12 protein-coding genes are annotated in these 16,738 nt (G+C 42.0%); 8 read left to right on the forward strand and 4 right to left on the reverse strand.

Annotated elements, in window-relative coordinates:
* Positions 1 to 15: 15 nt before the first annotated feature.
* Positions 16 to 1,260: a glycosyltransferase gene (locus tag HWQ39_RS04035; RefSeq protein ID WP_292841852.1), complete on the reverse strand. Its 1,245-nt coding sequence runs from the start codon at positions 1,258 to 1,260 to the stop codon at positions 16 to 18.
* 1,075 nt (positions 1,261 to 2,335) lie between these two features.
* Here HWQ39_RS04035 and HWQ39_RS04040 point away from each other — a divergent pair.
* From HWQ39_RS04040 to HWQ39_RS04070, 7 genes are all read left to right on the forward strand, one after another.
* A complete protein-coding gene (locus HWQ39_RS04040) occupies positions 2,336 to 3,259 on the forward strand; it encodes an energy-coupling factor ABC transporter permease (RefSeq protein WP_292841853.1) in 924 nt (307 codons plus the stop codon).
* Entirely contained in the window at positions 3,252 to 3,905 is a 654-nt protein-coding gene (locus tag HWQ39_RS04045) for an energy-coupling factor transporter transmembrane protein EcfT (RefSeq protein ID WP_292841854.1), read from the forward strand. Before HWQ39_RS04040 ends, HWQ39_RS04045 begins: the two co-directional genes overlap by 8 nt.
* 176 nt (positions 3,906 to 4,081) lie before the next feature.
* Positions 4,082 to 4,846 (forward strand): ABC transporter ATP-binding protein, encoded by a 765-nt coding sequence (locus HWQ39_RS04050; RefSeq protein WP_292841855.1) that lies wholly within the window; start codon positions 4,082 to 4,084, stop codon positions 4,844 to 4,846.
* Between the two features lie 141 nt (positions 4,847 to 4,987).
* A complete protein-coding gene (locus HWQ39_RS04055; protein WP_292841857.1) occupies positions 4,988 to 5,467 on the forward strand; it encodes a hypothetical protein in 480 nt (159 codons plus the stop codon).
* A gap of 188 nt (positions 5,468 to 5,655) precedes the next feature.
* Entirely contained in the window at positions 5,656 to 7,548 is a 1,893-nt protein-coding gene (locus HWQ39_RS04060; RefSeq protein WP_292841858.1) for an iron uptake porin, read from the forward strand.
* A gap of 151 nt (positions 7,549 to 7,699) precedes the next feature.
* Positions 7,700 to 8,974, forward strand: a complete 1,275-nt coding sequence (locus HWQ39_RS04065; RefSeq protein ID WP_292841860.1) for a hypothetical protein — start codon at positions 7,700 to 7,702, stop codon at positions 8,972 to 8,974.
* A 572-nt stretch (positions 8,975 to 9,546) separates the two neighbouring features.
* Entirely contained in the window at positions 9,547 to 10,212 is a 666-nt protein-coding gene (locus HWQ39_RS04070) for a DUF1361 domain-containing protein (RefSeq protein ID WP_292841862.1), read from the forward strand.
* Positions 10,213 to 10,438: 226 nt separating this feature from the next.
* Here the strand turns inward: HWQ39_RS04070 and HWQ39_RS04075 are convergent, their stop codons facing one another.
* Positions 10,439 to 12,787, reverse strand: coding sequence for a putative PEP-binding protein (locus tag HWQ39_RS04075; protein WP_292841864.1), 2,349 nt, complete (start codon positions 12,785 to 12,787; stop codon positions 10,439 to 10,441).
* Positions 12,788 to 13,266: 479 nt separating this feature from the next.
* Here HWQ39_RS04075 and HWQ39_RS04080 point away from each other — a divergent pair, with 479 nt between their 5' ends.
* A complete protein-coding gene (locus tag HWQ39_RS04080; protein ID WP_292841866.1) occupies positions 13,267 to 13,725 on the forward strand; it encodes an MgtC/SapB family protein in 459 nt (152 codons plus the stop codon).
* Positions 13,726 to 13,962: 237 nt separating this feature from the next.
* Here HWQ39_RS04080 and HWQ39_RS04085 read toward each other — a convergent pair whose 3' ends face one another.
* The gene (locus tag HWQ39_RS04085) at positions 13,963 to 15,078 is read right to left on the reverse strand and encodes an acyltransferase (RefSeq protein ID WP_292841868.1); all 1,116 of its coding nucleotides are present in this window, start codon (positions 15,076 to 15,078) and stop codon (positions 13,963 to 13,965) included.
* A 465-nt stretch (positions 15,079 to 15,543) separates the two neighbouring features.
* Complete coding sequence (gene recF, locus HWQ39_RS04090; RefSeq protein WP_292841870.1) at positions 15,544 to 16,656, reverse strand: DNA replication/repair protein RecF; 1,113 nt, start codon at positions 16,654 to 16,656, stop codon at positions 15,544 to 15,546.
* Positions 16,657 to 16,738 lie beyond the last annotated feature (82 nt).

Consider the following 16,738-nt stretch of genomic DNA (forward strand, 5'->3'; position numbering starts at 1 on the left):
AATCCCTCGTTGTGATTATTTCACGTCGGTGACACGCCAGCTAAGTTTCAAATTAATCCAGAAATTCCAGATAGTAGCAACTGCGATCGCAATAAAGTTGGCAATATAACGGTTGTGAATAATAAAGTTGAATACCAAATTCAAGATCAGTACATTCAATACCAGTCCAGCCAGGCAAATGGCGTTGAATTTCAAAAACCGCTTCAGGCGTTGATGCCATTCTTGCTGTCTGGCGCTGACATCAGCAAATGTCCAAGCATCATTCCAGAAGAAATTATTTAAAATTGCAATCTCACCGGCAACAATTTTGCTGCGTGTCAGTGGCCAAGCCAAGGTAGTGGGATCGCTCAGTAAATAAAGTATTGCCATATCCACAAAGACGCCACTAAAGCCAACTAATCCAAAACGCAGAAATCGACTGACGGGGAAATTGACTTTTTTACTCAACCGTCCGACTCGCCCTGTGGAAAGCCGCAACCGTACTAAGTGGTGGATGTAATCTATATATTGCTTCCATGTCACCTTACTCTCGCCCTCTGTGCGTTCGCGGAACACATACCCAACTTCGGCAACTTGGTCTACATTTCCCCGGCCGATTACTTCTAGGAGAATTTTGTATCCAACTGGATTGAGTGCTGCATTGGCGATCGCACTCCGACGCACCATAAAATAACCGCTCATGGGGTCGGAAACTCTGCCTAGTACCCCCGGTAAGATCACCAAGCCTAACAACTGAGCGCCACGAGACAAGAAACGCCTGACGACACTCCAGCTACTAACACCGCCTCCTTCCACATGACGGCTGGCTACAGCTAAATCTGCTCCCTGCTCAACACTACGCAACAATTGCATCAGCACCTCTGGCGGATGCTGCAAATCTCCATCAATTACCCCCAACACATTCCCCGTCGCAGCCTGCCACCCACGAATCACCGCTGACGATAGCCCCCGTTCCTGTTGGCGTCGCATCACCCGCAACACGGGATATTCTGGTATTAAGGATTGCGCTATTTCCCAAGTTCGGTCTGGGCTATCATCGTCTACCACTATTAGTTCATAGCTTCCTGGAATAGATTCATCTAATAACTGACTCAGTATGCTAACTACATTCTTGATGTTGTCACGCTCTTTATAAGTGGGAATTACTAGAGAAAGCTCGATAGATTCACTACTTGTACCCACATCGTTAAGAGGTAACTCTGAAATCTTTAGTGGTCCAGTTGGTACTGTTAACAGCGAGTTGGATGAGTTTGTCTTCATGTTCCAAATTGCAGAACGGGGATGTGTAAAGTCCGTGGAAAATAGAGCCAAACATCTGCTGACTTTATTGACTGAATCTAGTTACTCAAAACTTGAGGGATACTTTTGTTACAGTTAACTGTTCTGAGATTTTAGTAATTTCCGCACTTAAATTCACAGCATTTTCCCAAATTTAATCTAAATTTCGCATTTCACTACTTATTTTTATGGTGTTGTTTTTTAGTTACATATATTTATATACACATACTGTACCATTAAGTAAACTAAGTCAATAAATATACACCTAATTTATGAAATTTTTATAATCTTTTAATATTAATATGGGTAATCTCAATTAAATATGAAGTATCGTAAATTTTGCTAACATACTTCCACGTTGTTATTGTTAATAATTTGATGGATAAATAATTTGTTATGAAATAAATTTTGGTTGATATGACAAAAGGCGCAAATTTTAATGACATCAGCTTGTTATATCTGCAAATAAAATTACTTGTACCAATTTAATGTAAGTTGCAGATATCTTGATCTCCCTAAATCCCCCTTAAAAAGGGGGACTTTGATAGGCGTTTTTCCGGTTCCCCCCTTAAAAAGGGGGGCTAGGGGGGATCGAATTCTATGCAGCTTCATAAAGAATTGGTATTATTCATCTAGTCAATCTGGAATTAATCAAAAACCACAAAATAGAGAAATATTAAAGTAGCTTTTTGTGAAATAATGGTAGCGATTTTTCAACTGTAAGAGCAACTGTAGGATTCCTGTTTGATTTTGGAAAAAATGACCTGCTCCAAAAAGTCACAAGCAATTATTGAAGTAGACATATACAGATATTCCGTTTTTGTAATATCTATCAACGTTTAACGATCTAAAAAATAAACTCAATAAAAACTAAATGTTTAATCAATAAGTATACTATTTAGGAGATATTGGATAATAAATCTGTCAAAAGTAATACCATAAAATCCCCCAATAGGGCATTGCAAAAAAGAGAAAAGTTTTGTTTGTTATTAAAATGACGGTGTAGCTTTATTGCTTGTTTTGACTAAATTAACATCTTAAGAATACAGGGTAAATCATGCATATTCCTGATGGATTTGTTTCTGTACCAGTAGCAGGGGCTACTGGTTTAGCGAGTGCGGCAGCACTGTTTATTGCCTTCGGGCGATCGCAAGAAGCCTTTGGTATCCGTCGTGCGCCCATATTGGGACTAACCACCGCCTTTATTTTTGCCGCCCAGATGATCAATTTTCCGGTAGCAGGTGGTACTAGTGGTCACTTGTTGGGAGGAACTTTAGCTGCGATCGTTTTGGGCAGCCCTTGGGCAGGAACATTGTGTCTCGCAACAGTTTTAATTATTCAAGCCGTGCTATTTGCTGATGGTGGCATTACAGCCTTGGGAGCAAACATTTTTAACATGGCAGTAGTTGGGGTTTGGGTTGGCTGGGTTTTAACCGAAACCTTGCAACGGCTGTTTGGGGGATCTAAAGGACGCTTACCCTTGGCTGCTGGTATAGCAGCTGGTGTAAGTGTAGTGGTAGCTGCGATCGCTTGTGCCATTGAATTAGCCCTCTCTGGAACTGCACCTGTCGCGATCGTTTTACCAGCGATGACTGGTGTGCATATTCTGATTGGCATCGGCGAAGGGCTGATTACTGGGGGTGTGCTGACTTACTTAGCCAGAGCCAGACCAGATTTGTTACCAGGAGAACAGCAGGAGTTTCGCGGTTGGTCAGTACCCATTGTCACCATTTTCTTGATTGCGGGAGTGCTGTCACTCTTTGCCTCAGCCTGGCCCGATGGTTTGGAAAAAGTTGCCGAAAATACAGGCTTCATCAACTTAGCCAATCAAGTACGGATAATTGTGCCTACACCTTTAGCTAACTATAGTATTGAAGGTTTGGGGACAATTGGCACTAGTATTGCTGGATTGGTGGGAGCTGCGGTTTGCTTTGCTGTGGCCTTTGGCATTGCCAAGGTAGTGAAACCGAAAAATGCTTAAACTTTCCTTACCGCTACGCTTGCAACTGTCTCTAGTGATTGTGGTGGGGGCAGCTTTATTAAAGCATCATGCTTGGTATGAACTAAGTATATATGGCGCGATCGCACTTATATGGGCTTGGTTATTGCGCGTACCAATTCGCCAATTGGGAGGATTACTCGGCACAGAATTGATTTTTTTGTCATTGCTGGCCTTGCCCTTGGGATGGGAGCGAGCTAGTTTTTTGCTGGTTCGTTCGCTGATTTGTCTGGTTACAATGAATAGTTTTTTGTTAACCTTACCGCCCCACAGTTTCGGTATTGCCCTTAAAAGTTTACCCGTACCAGCACCTTTAAAAGAAAACTTGTTGTTAGCTGGGCAATATATGGAAATTTTACTCTCAGAAGTAACCCGGATGCGACGCAGCGCCCAATTACGCGGTTTGACTGGTACAGGGGGATGGTTGCGTTATGCCAGTGCTGCCATGATTGGAGCTTTGTATCTCCGTAGTTTAGATAGGGCAGAGCGAGTTTACGCGGCAATGGTAACTCGTGGTTACAACGGACAATTACTCATAGATTCTACCCTCAGACCAAAAGAACGTTTTGCCCTATTACTAGCTTGGGCGATCGCTACTGTTATCACCCTAACTTCTTACAAAATTTAACCCACTCCTCAGAGACCAATACGCTTGGGTTGAGAAATTTATCCGTTGAGGCAGGCAGTTCTTGAGCAGGGGATACAGGGGATGCAGGGGGGGAGAAAAAAGCTTATCCCAAGCGTATTGCCTTATAGACGCGATTTATCGCGTTTCTACTGTACACTCCATTACATAGGTAAATTTTGAAATCTTTGACTTCCAATTCCCAAACATCAACCAGTAAACCCCATACAGCCGTAGTGGAGGTTGAGAACCTGGTGTACGCATATTCCCAGCCGGAGCCAGTATTACAACAAATTTCTTTTACCTTAAACAAAGGCGATCGCGTAGCATTGATGGGAGCAACGGGTTCGGGGAAAAGTACCTTGTTGGAGAACCTAATTGGCTTAAAACAACCGCAATCTGGGAAAATTGCAATTAATGGTATTCCCGTAGAACCGCAAACCTTACCCCAAGTGCGTCGTCAAATTGGTTTTAGCTTCCAAGATGCCAACGACCAATTATTTATGCCCACCATCTTAGAAGATGTTACCTTTGGGCCACGTAACTATGGTATGTCTCCAGCAGAGGCAAGCGATCGCGCCCGACAGTTATTAGCTGATTTTGGTCTAGAAGCCTACGCCAATCGTTCTGCACATGAACTTTCTGGTGGACAAAGACGCCTAGCCGCCCTAGCCTCGATTTTAGCCCTAGAACCGACAATTCTAATTTTGGATGAACCAACTAACGGTCTAGATCCAGCATGGCGGCGTCATTTGGCGCAAGTCTTGTTAAAATTACCCGTGCAGGCGATTTTAATTGCCTCCCACGATCTACATTGGTTAGGCAGAGTTACTCAACGCGCTTTGGTGTTGTCTGGTGGTCAAATTCAAATAGACAGCGACATTCAACCACTTTTGCAGGATGGTGCTACTTTAGACAAGTTGGGTTTGCCAATAGATTGGTGATTTGGGCATTGAAAAGAGGCAAAGGGGCAGGGTGCGGGGGGCAGAGGGAAACTCTTCTCCCTAGCTCCCTGCTCCCCAATTCCCTTATTTACTCGTAATATTGGATACTATATTCTCTGTTTTATTGCTGTTGGGGTGTTAATGTCTATTTTACATAAATATACTGTTCTTGCTCCTGTTGGCCTGAGCATTGCTTTGTTCGTTACTAGTTGCAGCGAAAATAAAGTCTCTCAGTGTCAGCGACTAATTCGAGTTGTAAATGCCGGAACTTCTCTGATTGATAAAAATAAAGGAACCCAAGTGATAACCAGCATACAGCTATCTAAAGATTTAGAATTTGTGACTAAATCCATTGGGGAATTGAAGTTAACAGATCCGAAGCTGAAAGAATTTCAAAGCGGTTTTGTCAAGATTTTTCAAAATCTCAGTCAAGCGATCGCTATTGCAGGTAAAGCGCTTGGTGCAACCAAAACAGCAGAAGCATCCGCATCTGGCAGAGAAAAAATCCAAAAGGCTAGAGCCGATATTGATTCAACACTGACAACAGCAGCTACAACTGTTGGCAAACAATCAGATACGTTAGTCAATGAAATGAATAAGTATTGTAATCAGCCTGAATAATTTATCTGGGGGATTGGGTATTGCGGATTAGGTACTAAAGAATTAGAAACTAGTTTTTTCCAGTCCCCAGCCCCCAATCCATAGTCCCCATCCACAGTAACTTTTATCACTACTTTTTTTTAAAGTTTCCTGATATACACCAACTTTGTCTGTCAAAAGAGATATTGGTGCAAGTCAAATGAAATACCATGAGTGATATTAGTCTACTGATGGCGGGTGTGTTAGTAACAGCGCCAATATCTGCGCTAAATTTACCACAACAGCCTATAAATACGTCAGAAAATTCGGTGCAGGAGTCAACACAGGAAAATTTGTCTAAAGTTGTTTCACCTGCTGAAATTACACCGCCTGAATTCGTGCAACCAGATATAACCACTTCACCAGCTATAAAGAATAAGTACGAAAATATACTTAAAAAAAGTAGAGAAAAAATTCAATTTATCAGTTCTCCTAATTTACCTGAATTAAAAGATACTCAGTCTGTAACAGAAGTTGCACAGAACCAGAAAAACACAGAAGAATTCTTTCTATCTCCCCATCCCTCAGACTCAGACAATCAAATGTCTCAAGTCACTTCAGTCTCGCAACTCCAAGATGTGCAACCCTCTGATTGGGCTTTTGGTACTTTGCAGTCTTTAGTAGAACGCTATGGCTGCATTGCTGGATACCCAGATGGGACTTATCTAGGGAATCGTAGCATCAGCCGTTATGAATTTGCGGCTGGTTTAGATGCTTGCTTAGAGAAGATTAACAATGCGATGCCTGCGGCGGGCTACGCCTACGCTAACAATAAAGTTAATACTGTTAATAACGAAGATTTAGTCTTGCTGCAAAGGTTGCAAGGCGAATTCAAAGCCGAGTTGCAGCAATTACAGCAGCGTATCAAGGCTGTGGAAAACCACAATAGTGAATTACAGGGTAATAAGTTTTCGACAACTACCAGATTATTTGGTCAAGCTATTTTCAGTATTCAGGGAACCAATAGCCCCGATGTAGATTTGTTTCCTAGAGATGGAATACCTGAACGTCAGGGAAAAACTAATCTGACTTTTACAAGTAGCGCCCAACTCACCTTAGCAACTTCATTTACAGGGCGAGATTTGCTGTTAACTGGGCTATCTGCTGGTAATTTGGGTTCTAATGCATCCTTGCTATCTAACAATATGGGGCGGTTGGGTTTCGAGTCAAATACCAACAACAATCTAGTTATTAGCGATTTATCTTATCGATTTCTTCTCTCGGATAACTTGGGAATTGTCGTAGGTACGGCGGGAGTCAACCCCATCAACACCTTTCGCGGTATTAGCCCTTTAGAAGGTTCTAGTGACGGTGCAATTTCTCTATTTGGTCAACGAAACCCGATTTTAAGTATTGGTAACGGCAGTGGTGGTATAGGCTTTGATTGGCAGATTAGCGATCGCATCAGTTTACAAGGTGTTTATAGTGCAGAAATACCCAATTTTCCAGGCGATATCAACCAAGGCGGATTATTTGGCGGTAGATTTACTGCTGGCGCTCAGTTAAGTTTAGCACCCACTAATAACCTTGATATCGGCGTACATTATCTTTATTCCCACTCCCCAGATGGCTTATTAGCAAGTGGTATCGGCGATTCTCAACTGATTTCGCCTTTTGCAGATCCTACAGCTTTCAATACCCAAGCAATTGGTGCTAGCGTTGCTTGGCGAATTAACCCTAACTTGCAATTGGGCGGTTGGGGTGGCTTTACTTCCTCCAAACCATTAAACCTTCCTGGAAGTGTGGAAACCACCAACTGGATGGTATTCGCGGCTTTTCCCAATTTGCTGCGCTCTGGGAATTTAGGAGGCGTTCTCGTCGGACAACCGCCCAAAATTACTTCGAGTAGTTTACCCGAAGGCTTTAATTTTCCTAACTTTTCTGATGGGGGAACAGCAGGCGGACGTAGTGACACATCAATTCACGTAGAAGTTTTTTACCGCGCCCAACTCAGCGACAACATTGCTTTGACTCCAGGTTTATTTGTCATTTTCAATCCCGATCACAATGCTGCTAACGATGCATTGGTAGTTGGCGCATTAAGAGCAACTTTCCGGTTCTAATTTTGTACTGATGTAAATGTAATTAAATACGCTATTTCCATACTGCCTAATTCAGTACTAGACGCTTTAATTATCTAGTGAGAGCAAGGTAAATTCTGGTGTTAACACAATGCGTATTTTTTTTATATGTGATTAAAGGAGCAAATTTTTCATGAAACTAAATTCATTAACTCATCGCAATGGAAAAAATGTAGGCGACAGATGGATTTACACAACCCAGACGCAGAAGGTAATTCCCAATCCCAAATCTAAGTTGTGCTGGAAGCGCACCAAAGATGCAGCCCAAAATCCAAAATTGCATCAGTTGGGTTGTGCAGTTGTTACCAAAAGCTGTTTAGCCGCAGTCTTTATCGGTTTAGGCGGAACAAGTGCTTCTGCTCAAATCACAATTCAAAGCACTGGCACATTATCAGGCACTATCCAACTTCCCAGCATTAATCCCAACTTTAATGGTAGCACTACTCGTGTTGATACAGACAACACGGGGACTTACTCCCGGAACTTAGGTACTAATAATAATCCTAATTACGTTCCTGTATACAAGTCAGACTATGTGAAGGTACAAACACGCTCTGATGGTAGTCTGCATTATTTTGTTGACTTTAAAGGCATTCCGATTGTCTCCTTTAATGGCGTTCTGACTTCGCCGATTCTCTCTGGCGGTGAGTTGACACCTTATAAATATCAGGGAAGATTGGCAGGAACCACATTTCAAGGAGTAGTTCAGGATGAGTTTAATCTCACAAAAGCCTTATACACTGGTATTGTCACCGATCCCAGCACTGGAAACCAGTATCAGGGCACTTTTGAAGTGAGTGGATATGGAGTCCGATATAGCGATCGCAACGGTGGGGCAACTCCTACAGTTTTTGATTTCAAGTCAGATATCCCAGGTTCGCCAAAGGTGACATCTTTGGAAATGACTAACTCACCCCTGGCCAGAATACAAATCAAAGTACCTGCAACTGCAACTCTCATAACTCCCTCACCAGTAACTAACGGTGGCAGCACACCTACCACCCCGCCGATAACTAGCGGTGTCAGCACACCTACCACCCCGCCGATAACTAGTGGTGTCAGCATACCCATTTCCCCATTAGTAATCGAGAGTAGCACACAGACTTCTACACCTGTAGTTAGTGATGGTAGTGGTAGCACACCGACTTCTGCACCTGTAGTTAGTGATGGTAGTGCGATCGCCACCTCGACACCTGCAACCTACACATCTGAGACTAATTCTCCATCGCTCTCTACTACACCTAATATGGAATTGAGTAACGGTAATTCCTTAGAAGTCAATCAAGTAGTTGTCAACCCTGCAACCCTTGCTCAAGCGGCTTGTTCACAAGATTCTGCCAAGAGTTGTGCAATATCCACTTCACCTAAACAAGCGATCGGCCCTCGCAGTCGAGTGCTACTGCGTTAGTTAGGGACTTTCAAATAAAAAAATCCAACTACTTCTTATAGGGTGGGCGTCTCGCCCGCCCTTAGAGTACTCCATATAAAAAAATGCCCAATTGTCATTGCGAGTGAACCGAAGTAATCGCAATGACTGGGATTGCTTCGCTTCGCTCGCAATGACGTGTTTTGGATCATTTATTTCTTGGAAGTCTCTTAAGCAAAAGCTGACTTGACCAAGGAGCAGGGGAGAAAGATTCTAGAATTCCTCTGCCATCTGGGTTTCAGAGCCAATAAATTTATTTATGGGGTTCTCGCCCCAGCTAAGAGCTTCCTGCCCCCTTTCCTCTTCGTTTTTCTGGCTATACTAGGGCTTAAGCTGATTGATAAATTTCGTCCCCCACCATGAAACATACAAAAAACTCGCAGTTTTGGATATATATTCAGTGTACATTTACTTTTAGTTGACACAAAAATCATGTTTGATGTTAGAGGAAATTAATTTTTTTCGTGTCTATAAAAACTCGATCAATTACTAAACTTAACACTAACACTACAAAGCGAATATACATTAATTAAACATCTTCCGAGTAAGCACCTATGAAAGAAGAATTGATAGCCAAAGTTGTACATGTCTTGCGAATTAATATGAGTTGGATGACTTGGAATTTGTTTCTGGCTTTTATACCTTTGGCTTTAAGTGTGTGGCTATTTCGCATGAGGCGCGGTGGTACTTGGCTGTGGTGGCTAGGATTCTTAGTTTTCTATGCTTTCTTACCAAATGCACCATATTTGTTGACTGATGTAATTCACTTGATAGATGATATCCGCACGATTCAATCGGTGTGGATAATTACTTTGGTACTTATTCCTGTGTACTTGCTAGTGATTTTAGGTGGATTTGAAGCTTATGTAATATCGTTAATTAATTGGGGCCACTACTTACATCGCATCGGTAAAAGTCAATGGATTTGGCGCGTTGAGTTGATTACCCATTTTCTCTGTGCTATTGGCGTCTATTGGGGAAGATTTCTGCGTTTCAACAGTTGGGATTTTATTACTCAACCCGATGCTGTAATTACCAAAGGTGTTGAGGAAATTCTCGGTAAACAGCCATTGGTGATTATTGCTATCAGTTTTGTGATCCTTATTGGACTGTACTGGATTATGAAACGAGTCACTTTGGGTTTTATCAGGCAACCAAAAGATGCATATCCTCTCAATACACAATCAGCCGATACTAACACCGCAATGCTGGATGAGTAAAGGTTTTTCGTAAGAATTCAGAATTCAGGATTCAGAATAAATAATAATTGCAACAAATCATTGAGTAAAGATGCGATTCATCGCGTCTCTACAAATGGTCTATGTGTCGCATTCTTTTTTCAAATCGGTATTAGAATCAAAGACATTTTAAAATTTTATATAACTCTGCTAATTTTAGATTTTCCTTCAATCTAAAATCTAAAATCCAAAATTGAATCACTCTTAACTAATGCAGTTTTCGTCGTGCTGCTGCTAAAATTAGGCGTTGTTCGGCACGAGCGATCGCCTGATATGTTCGCTCAACTGCTTCCGGTTCCACAGAAATGGAAGTAATGCCCCATTCCACTAGTTTGTCGATAATTTCTGGATAGAGGGCTGGTGCTTGACCGCAGATTGAACAAGGTATACCAGCACTTTCAGCCATTTTGATTAGTTGTGCGATCGCCTTCATCACAGCCGGATGGCGTTCATTAAATACTTTTGCTAGCTGTCCTTGCTCTCGATCTACTCCTAGCAATAATTGGGTCAGGTCATTTGTACCAATAGAAATTCCGGCAACACCTGCTTCAACATATTCTGGCAATAAAAACAGTACGCTTGGCACTTCTGCCATCATCCAGAGTTGAAACTGCGCCACCTCAGTTAAAAAAGCTTGTTCAACTTTGCGACGGCAAAAAATAAATTCTTCCACAGTCCGCACAAAGGGCAAAAGTAGGTTGACATTGCTGTAGCCAGCTTGCTGTACACTCGCCAAAGCTTTCAGTTCAAGCTCAAATACTGCGGGATTTTGTAAATAGCTAAAGGTGCCGCGTTCACCTAGCATTGACTGGGGCGAAGATTCTAAACTATCACTCAATGATGGTAAATCTTGCGATCGCCAATCTAAAGAACGATAAAGAACTGGTCTTGGCGCAAAAGCATGGGCAAACTGCATAATCTGGTCTGACCATAGCTCTAACAATTCTGCCTGACGCCCGCTTAAAATCCAACTATTAGGATGTTGCCCAGACAATATATTTAATACCATCAATTCTGAGCGCAACAGTCCCACCCCATCCACAGGCAAGCTTTGCACTTGTTCGATTAAAGTGGATTGACTCAAGTTAACCAGCAGTTGGGTAGCAATCATAGGTAGATGAGACGTAACAGCAGGATGAAGCGCTTTCGGGCTGGGGTGACGGGAGGAAAGAAGATTTTCTTCTCTTCCTTTGTCCATCTCCTCCTTTAAGTCTCCTTTGATGCGATAAACTTCTCCTCTGTCGCCATCAAGCAACAGTCGTTCACCAGTTTGAATTAAAGTTGTGGCAGATGTGGCGTTTACTACGGCGGCGATACCTAATTCTCTAGCCAGAATTGCCGCGTGGCTGGTTAATCCCCCTTGTTCTGTGATAATACCAGCAACTTGTTGCAGTAATGGCAACCAATCAGGTGTAACTGTTGGTACTACTAAAATCACTCCCTTGGGTAGTTGTTCGGGTTTCTGTTGGGGACTAATAATTACCAGCGCTGTGGCTACAATACGTCCCCCTGCTGCCCCTAGTCCCCGAATGAAGTGTAAGTGGGGAATTACAGATTGGGAAGGACTAACTTGTGTGATGTAAAGCTTGCTATATGTAGGTTGTTGAGCAAGAGTCCATTTAATGGTGAAGGTTTTACCTAGTTCACTCACCAGCTGAATTCCCAGAGCAATTATTTGTTGTAAGTATTCTTCTTGTAAAGCGTACTGTTTTTGCTGGGCTTCTTGAAGTAAATAGGTCGTCAGACAAGTGTGATTTGTTGTTAGCATTGAATTCGCCACGGGTTGCGAAAAAGCTCCAGGCGCGGCATCATCAACACCATAAGCCAGCATTTTATTGCCCAGTTGTTGCTCAAGCACAACCCTAGTTTCCGGTTGAATGTAGTAAACATCTGGCTGTACATCGCCAAGAGCGATCGCAATTCCTAATCCCCAAGTAGCTTCAATTTCCCACCCAGAGGGGTCGGCTGTGAGCAAGCCACTGGCGATCGCATTTTCAACAGGTTGCACCAAAACTGCAAGATTAACTTGTTGCAGATTAATTCCTGAGTGCTGCCAATATAAAAGACTCCGGGCCCGAAATATCTGGCTCCAAGTACGCTTTAAAGCTAAAGCGATCGCTTCTGGTTCGCACTGGCAAAACACCGACTCCAGCAAACCAGATATATCCTTCATCCCTGGGGTAGCAGTTGATACTGCCAAAGTCGGACGAAGAATCAAACAGCCAGTTTGCCATTCTCTAGCTGCTTGGAGAATTGTGCTTACCCATTGCTGTGGCACAGTCGCAGTCAAAATTTCTTGGCGCAAGCGACTAGCCACCTGCTGAAGTTGACGCCAATTATTAACATCCAGGTGTAACGAAGAATGGGGTAAGTCAGCCACTAATGACTCTGAGCTATTGAGATTTTCGAGAAATTGCCGTAAAGTTTCTGCCGAAACAACAAAACCAGGCACCACCGGATAGCCACGCTGGATAATTTTGCTCAAGTAAAACGCTTTATCACCTACTTTGGAGCGGTCTTGTAGTTTAATTTGGTCTAGCCAGTAGAGTTTATCCACTCAATTTGTTAGTTGTCAATTGTCTATTTATAGCCACAGCCATTTCTTCCTGGTATGTTATCAGCCGTTAATCCACTAACTCTTGAATCAGTGCTGAGTGCTGTACGGTTTCATATTTAATTATTGAGTGTATGAGTTAAATCTAGCAATTTAAGGTGGTATTTTATAGTTTAGTTATTTTAAATAACCAAAAAACTATTTAATAAACTTAAAACTCGTGTAGTTTGCTCAGATTATGATATTAATGATAATTTGGCAATGCAAACCTCCATTGATTGAATAAAACAATACGTTATTAGGAAATAATTCTAATAATGTTAAGATGTTAGTTCACAGTTTAAAAAGTATTCCTGAATTGATAGAATCCAAATAAGTTGGCTCAAACTCCATTAAAAAAAGATTAGAGTCTTTTGTACTCTTTGTATAAAAGGATTACCATTTAACCTAGTATATAAGATTATCTATATCAAACTTAAGCATTGCCAAATACTTACTACCTTGCAACTAATGATTGGCTGAATATCAGCTTCCGGCTATGCCTTGCATTGCTTATTGGAGCAATGATCGGCCTAGAACGCCAAATTAGGCGCAAACCAGCCGGTTTAAGAACTCATATACTGGTGAGTTTAGGTTCAGCCATGTTTACCTTGATAATCATGCAAACAGGAGGATTGCAAGGTAGTCCTGATGCACTTAGCCGCGTCATTCAGGGGATTGCAGCTGGTGTAGGATTTCTCGGAGCGGGAGAAATTGTCCGCCAATCATCCCAAGAATCACAGCAACTTGAAATTCACGGACTCACCTCAGCAGCAGCTATTTGGGTTTCATCTGCATTGGGAATTGCTGCCGGCTGTGGTTTATGGCAGTTAGGATTGATTGGCGCTCTCTTGACTTTTTTGGTTCTCAACGTTTTTAAAAGGTTAGAAAAACACCATTAGATAGACCTCTTGCAAAAATAGTTTTGCAAAAGGATGAGGAAGGGAAAAGGGAAAGGGTTTTTTGAGCTGCTTTCCCCTTTCCCCACTTGTGCAACAAGTCCATTGAAGAATAATGCAGAATTTAGAATTCAGGCGCTCTCTACGAGACGCTGTGCTATCAGCTTTTTAGGTCAGAATATTCAACTGAATTCTGACTCATGAATTCTGTTTCGATAACAAAGATTGCAGCAAGCCAATTTATGCCCGTGAAAACTTTTTACGTAGCTGTCCAATGGGAAGTTCTATAAACTGGTAAATCAGATATGCTAGTCCAAAAGAAATTAATAGAGCAATTACTGACTGCATAACTTTATTCAATTGGGGTAAATGCTTCCAAACAAAGAAAATAACAGTGTAATGAACAAGGTACAAAGAATAAGATAATGCACCAAGAAAACGCATCCACTTTAAATTTAGGAATGCGAATAATCCCCAATTGGGAAAACGAATAGCGGTAATAAAGACTGGATATAAGGCAATTCCCTGTATAGTATAACGAAAGGCTCCTCGAAACTCAGGTGAGCGAGAGAGGCATGACAAAAGAATCAAGACTATTCCTGCGGGCAGAAAGAAATACCTCCAGAGTTTATTAGAGTAATCTTGTGTATCTAGGGCAGGATTACCACTGACTGCCAATGCACAACCAAAGAGAATACTATCTACCCTAGTGTCTGTTGAACAAAAAACATGTAGCTCAGGTACTTTAAAACCAAAAACTAGAACACATCGCCAAAGCAAGACTGCTAAACACAATCCCCAAAAGATTAGCATTTGTCTGCGTGGAGTCACACGCAGTTTACGTAGAGCTACATAAAACAGTGGAAAAAGTAAATAGAAATGCTCTTCGACTGCGAGAGACCAATATACCCAACTCCCAGCAGCCATTCCACCACCAAAAAAAATTCCATAGTAGTTGGTATAGTGGAGAAACTGAGCTAAGAAGGCGGGTAGGAGTATTTCTCCCGGAAGTAATTTTAAGATAGTTAAGCCAGCTCCTAACCCCAAGACTAGATAAAAGGAGGGCCAAATACGCAGGATTCGTCTTAGATAGAAGAGCTTAAAATCAATAGTCTCATAGCGATCGTATTCTTGCCTGAGAAGAGTAGTAATTAAGTAACCACTAAGGAAGAAAAATACTGTTACGCCGAAATTTCCCGGAAAAGCGTTCGCAATTTGTGTATGAGATAAAAAAACAATTATGAAAGCAATAATTCTCATACCATCGAGGGATGGTATGTACATCTTTGAGTGTGAATTAACACCGGAGGAAGGCTCTGGATCACTTCCCAGCGAAGATATTAAGGATTTTTCCACAAATCTTTACTCCTTACTATAGATTAAAATTTCTGGCCAGTCTTTCGCTCAAAGACAAGCTACATACAGGTTTTAAATCGCAATTATTATAATCTCGCATTATTTGTCCTGACTTCACAAAAAGAGTTTGAGAAGACTTCAAGTCTTGGCAATCAAAATAACCCAAATAAGTGGTTACGTGGCTTCTCTACGAGACGCTGCACGTAGCTTGCTTCGCCTTAAAAGGCTATGGTGTACACATATAGTGGTTCCCACTCAAATGCGGTACAAAATTATATCGCAAGGTGTAGGGGCAATTCATGTAGACGCATTCGCGGAGCGTCTCGTAGAGAAGCGGCTTCCCGCAGGCTATTACCCCTACGGGTTACCTCACGTGAATGAGAACCGCTATAAGATGCAGAGTTTCTGCCAGTTTCTTCAATGCAAGTATTTTGAAATAGATTTTAAATTAAAATTATGATAATTTCATATTATTTGTCCTGCTTTCACAAAAAGAATTTGGGAGGACTTCAACCACTGGGAATCAAAAGAACCCAAGTGAGTGGTAGTAATCAGGGTTTGAAAGCGGTCTTGAATAGCATCAAGCAGTTGATTTTGGCGGGATAAATCTAGTTCGGCAAGAACATCATCAAGTAATAGTAATGGTGGCTCTTTGACGACTTCTTCAATTAATTGTAATTCGGCTAATTTTAAGGCTAGAACCAGCGTTCGTTGTTGACCTTGAGAACCGTATTGACGAGCGGGTGTCTGGTTAATAGTTAATTCTATTTCGTCGCGATGGGGGCCAACCAGGGTAGTACCTTGGTGCATTTCAGCGATCGCTCGCTGCTGAATTTTAGCTAAAAAAGCTTGCTGTACTTCTTCTGGCTGATTATCCTCTAAAGGAATATTCGGTACGTACTTGATTTGCAGAACTTCTGTACTGCCGCTGATACTGGCGTGCCAAGTACTAGCAATGGGAGCTAATCTTTGGATGGCGCGATCGCGTCGTCTAATTACTCTGGTTCCTGTGGTCGCTAACTGTGCATCCCATACTGCTAGTTCTGAGTGCTGAGTGCTGAGTTCTGAGTCTTGAGTTTTTTTTAAGAAGGCGTTGCGCTGGCGTAACACATGGTTATACTGCTGCAAAATGTGAGCATAAACTGGTTCGAGTTGAATTAAAAGTGTATCTAACCAGTTGCGGCGACCTTCCGGGCCGCCGCGTACTAGTTCTAAATCCAAGCTGGAAAATTGGACTGCATTGAGAACGCCGAGAAAATCCATTTGACGGCGGATAGATTCACCGTTGAGAGCAACGCTACGGCGACCATTGCGGCGCAGGGTTAAAGTTAAATCACTAACACCTGTTTGTCGCTCAAGGGTGGCATCAATTTGGGCTATGGCTTCCCCTTCTTGAACTAAATCGCGATCGCGGGTCATGCGGTGCGATCGCAATGTTGCCAGCAACTCCACCGCCTCCAACAAATTCGATTTTCCCTGAGCGTTATTACCGACCAAAATTGTTTTAGCAGCAGTAAACTCAACCTTTTGGTCTCGATAATTGCGAAATTGTCGGAGGTTTAGAGTTTTCAGGTACATAACGAAAAGTTAGCAATGAGGAATTTTAAGTTTTGAGTTTTGAATGCAAAATGTTCTTCAACTCATAATTTATAACTCCTAA

It is taken from the genome of Nostoc sp. NMS8 (assembly GCF_017115045.1).
Taxonomy (GTDB): Bacteria; Cyanobacteriota; Cyanobacteriia; order Cyanobacteriales; family Nostocaceae; genus Nostoc.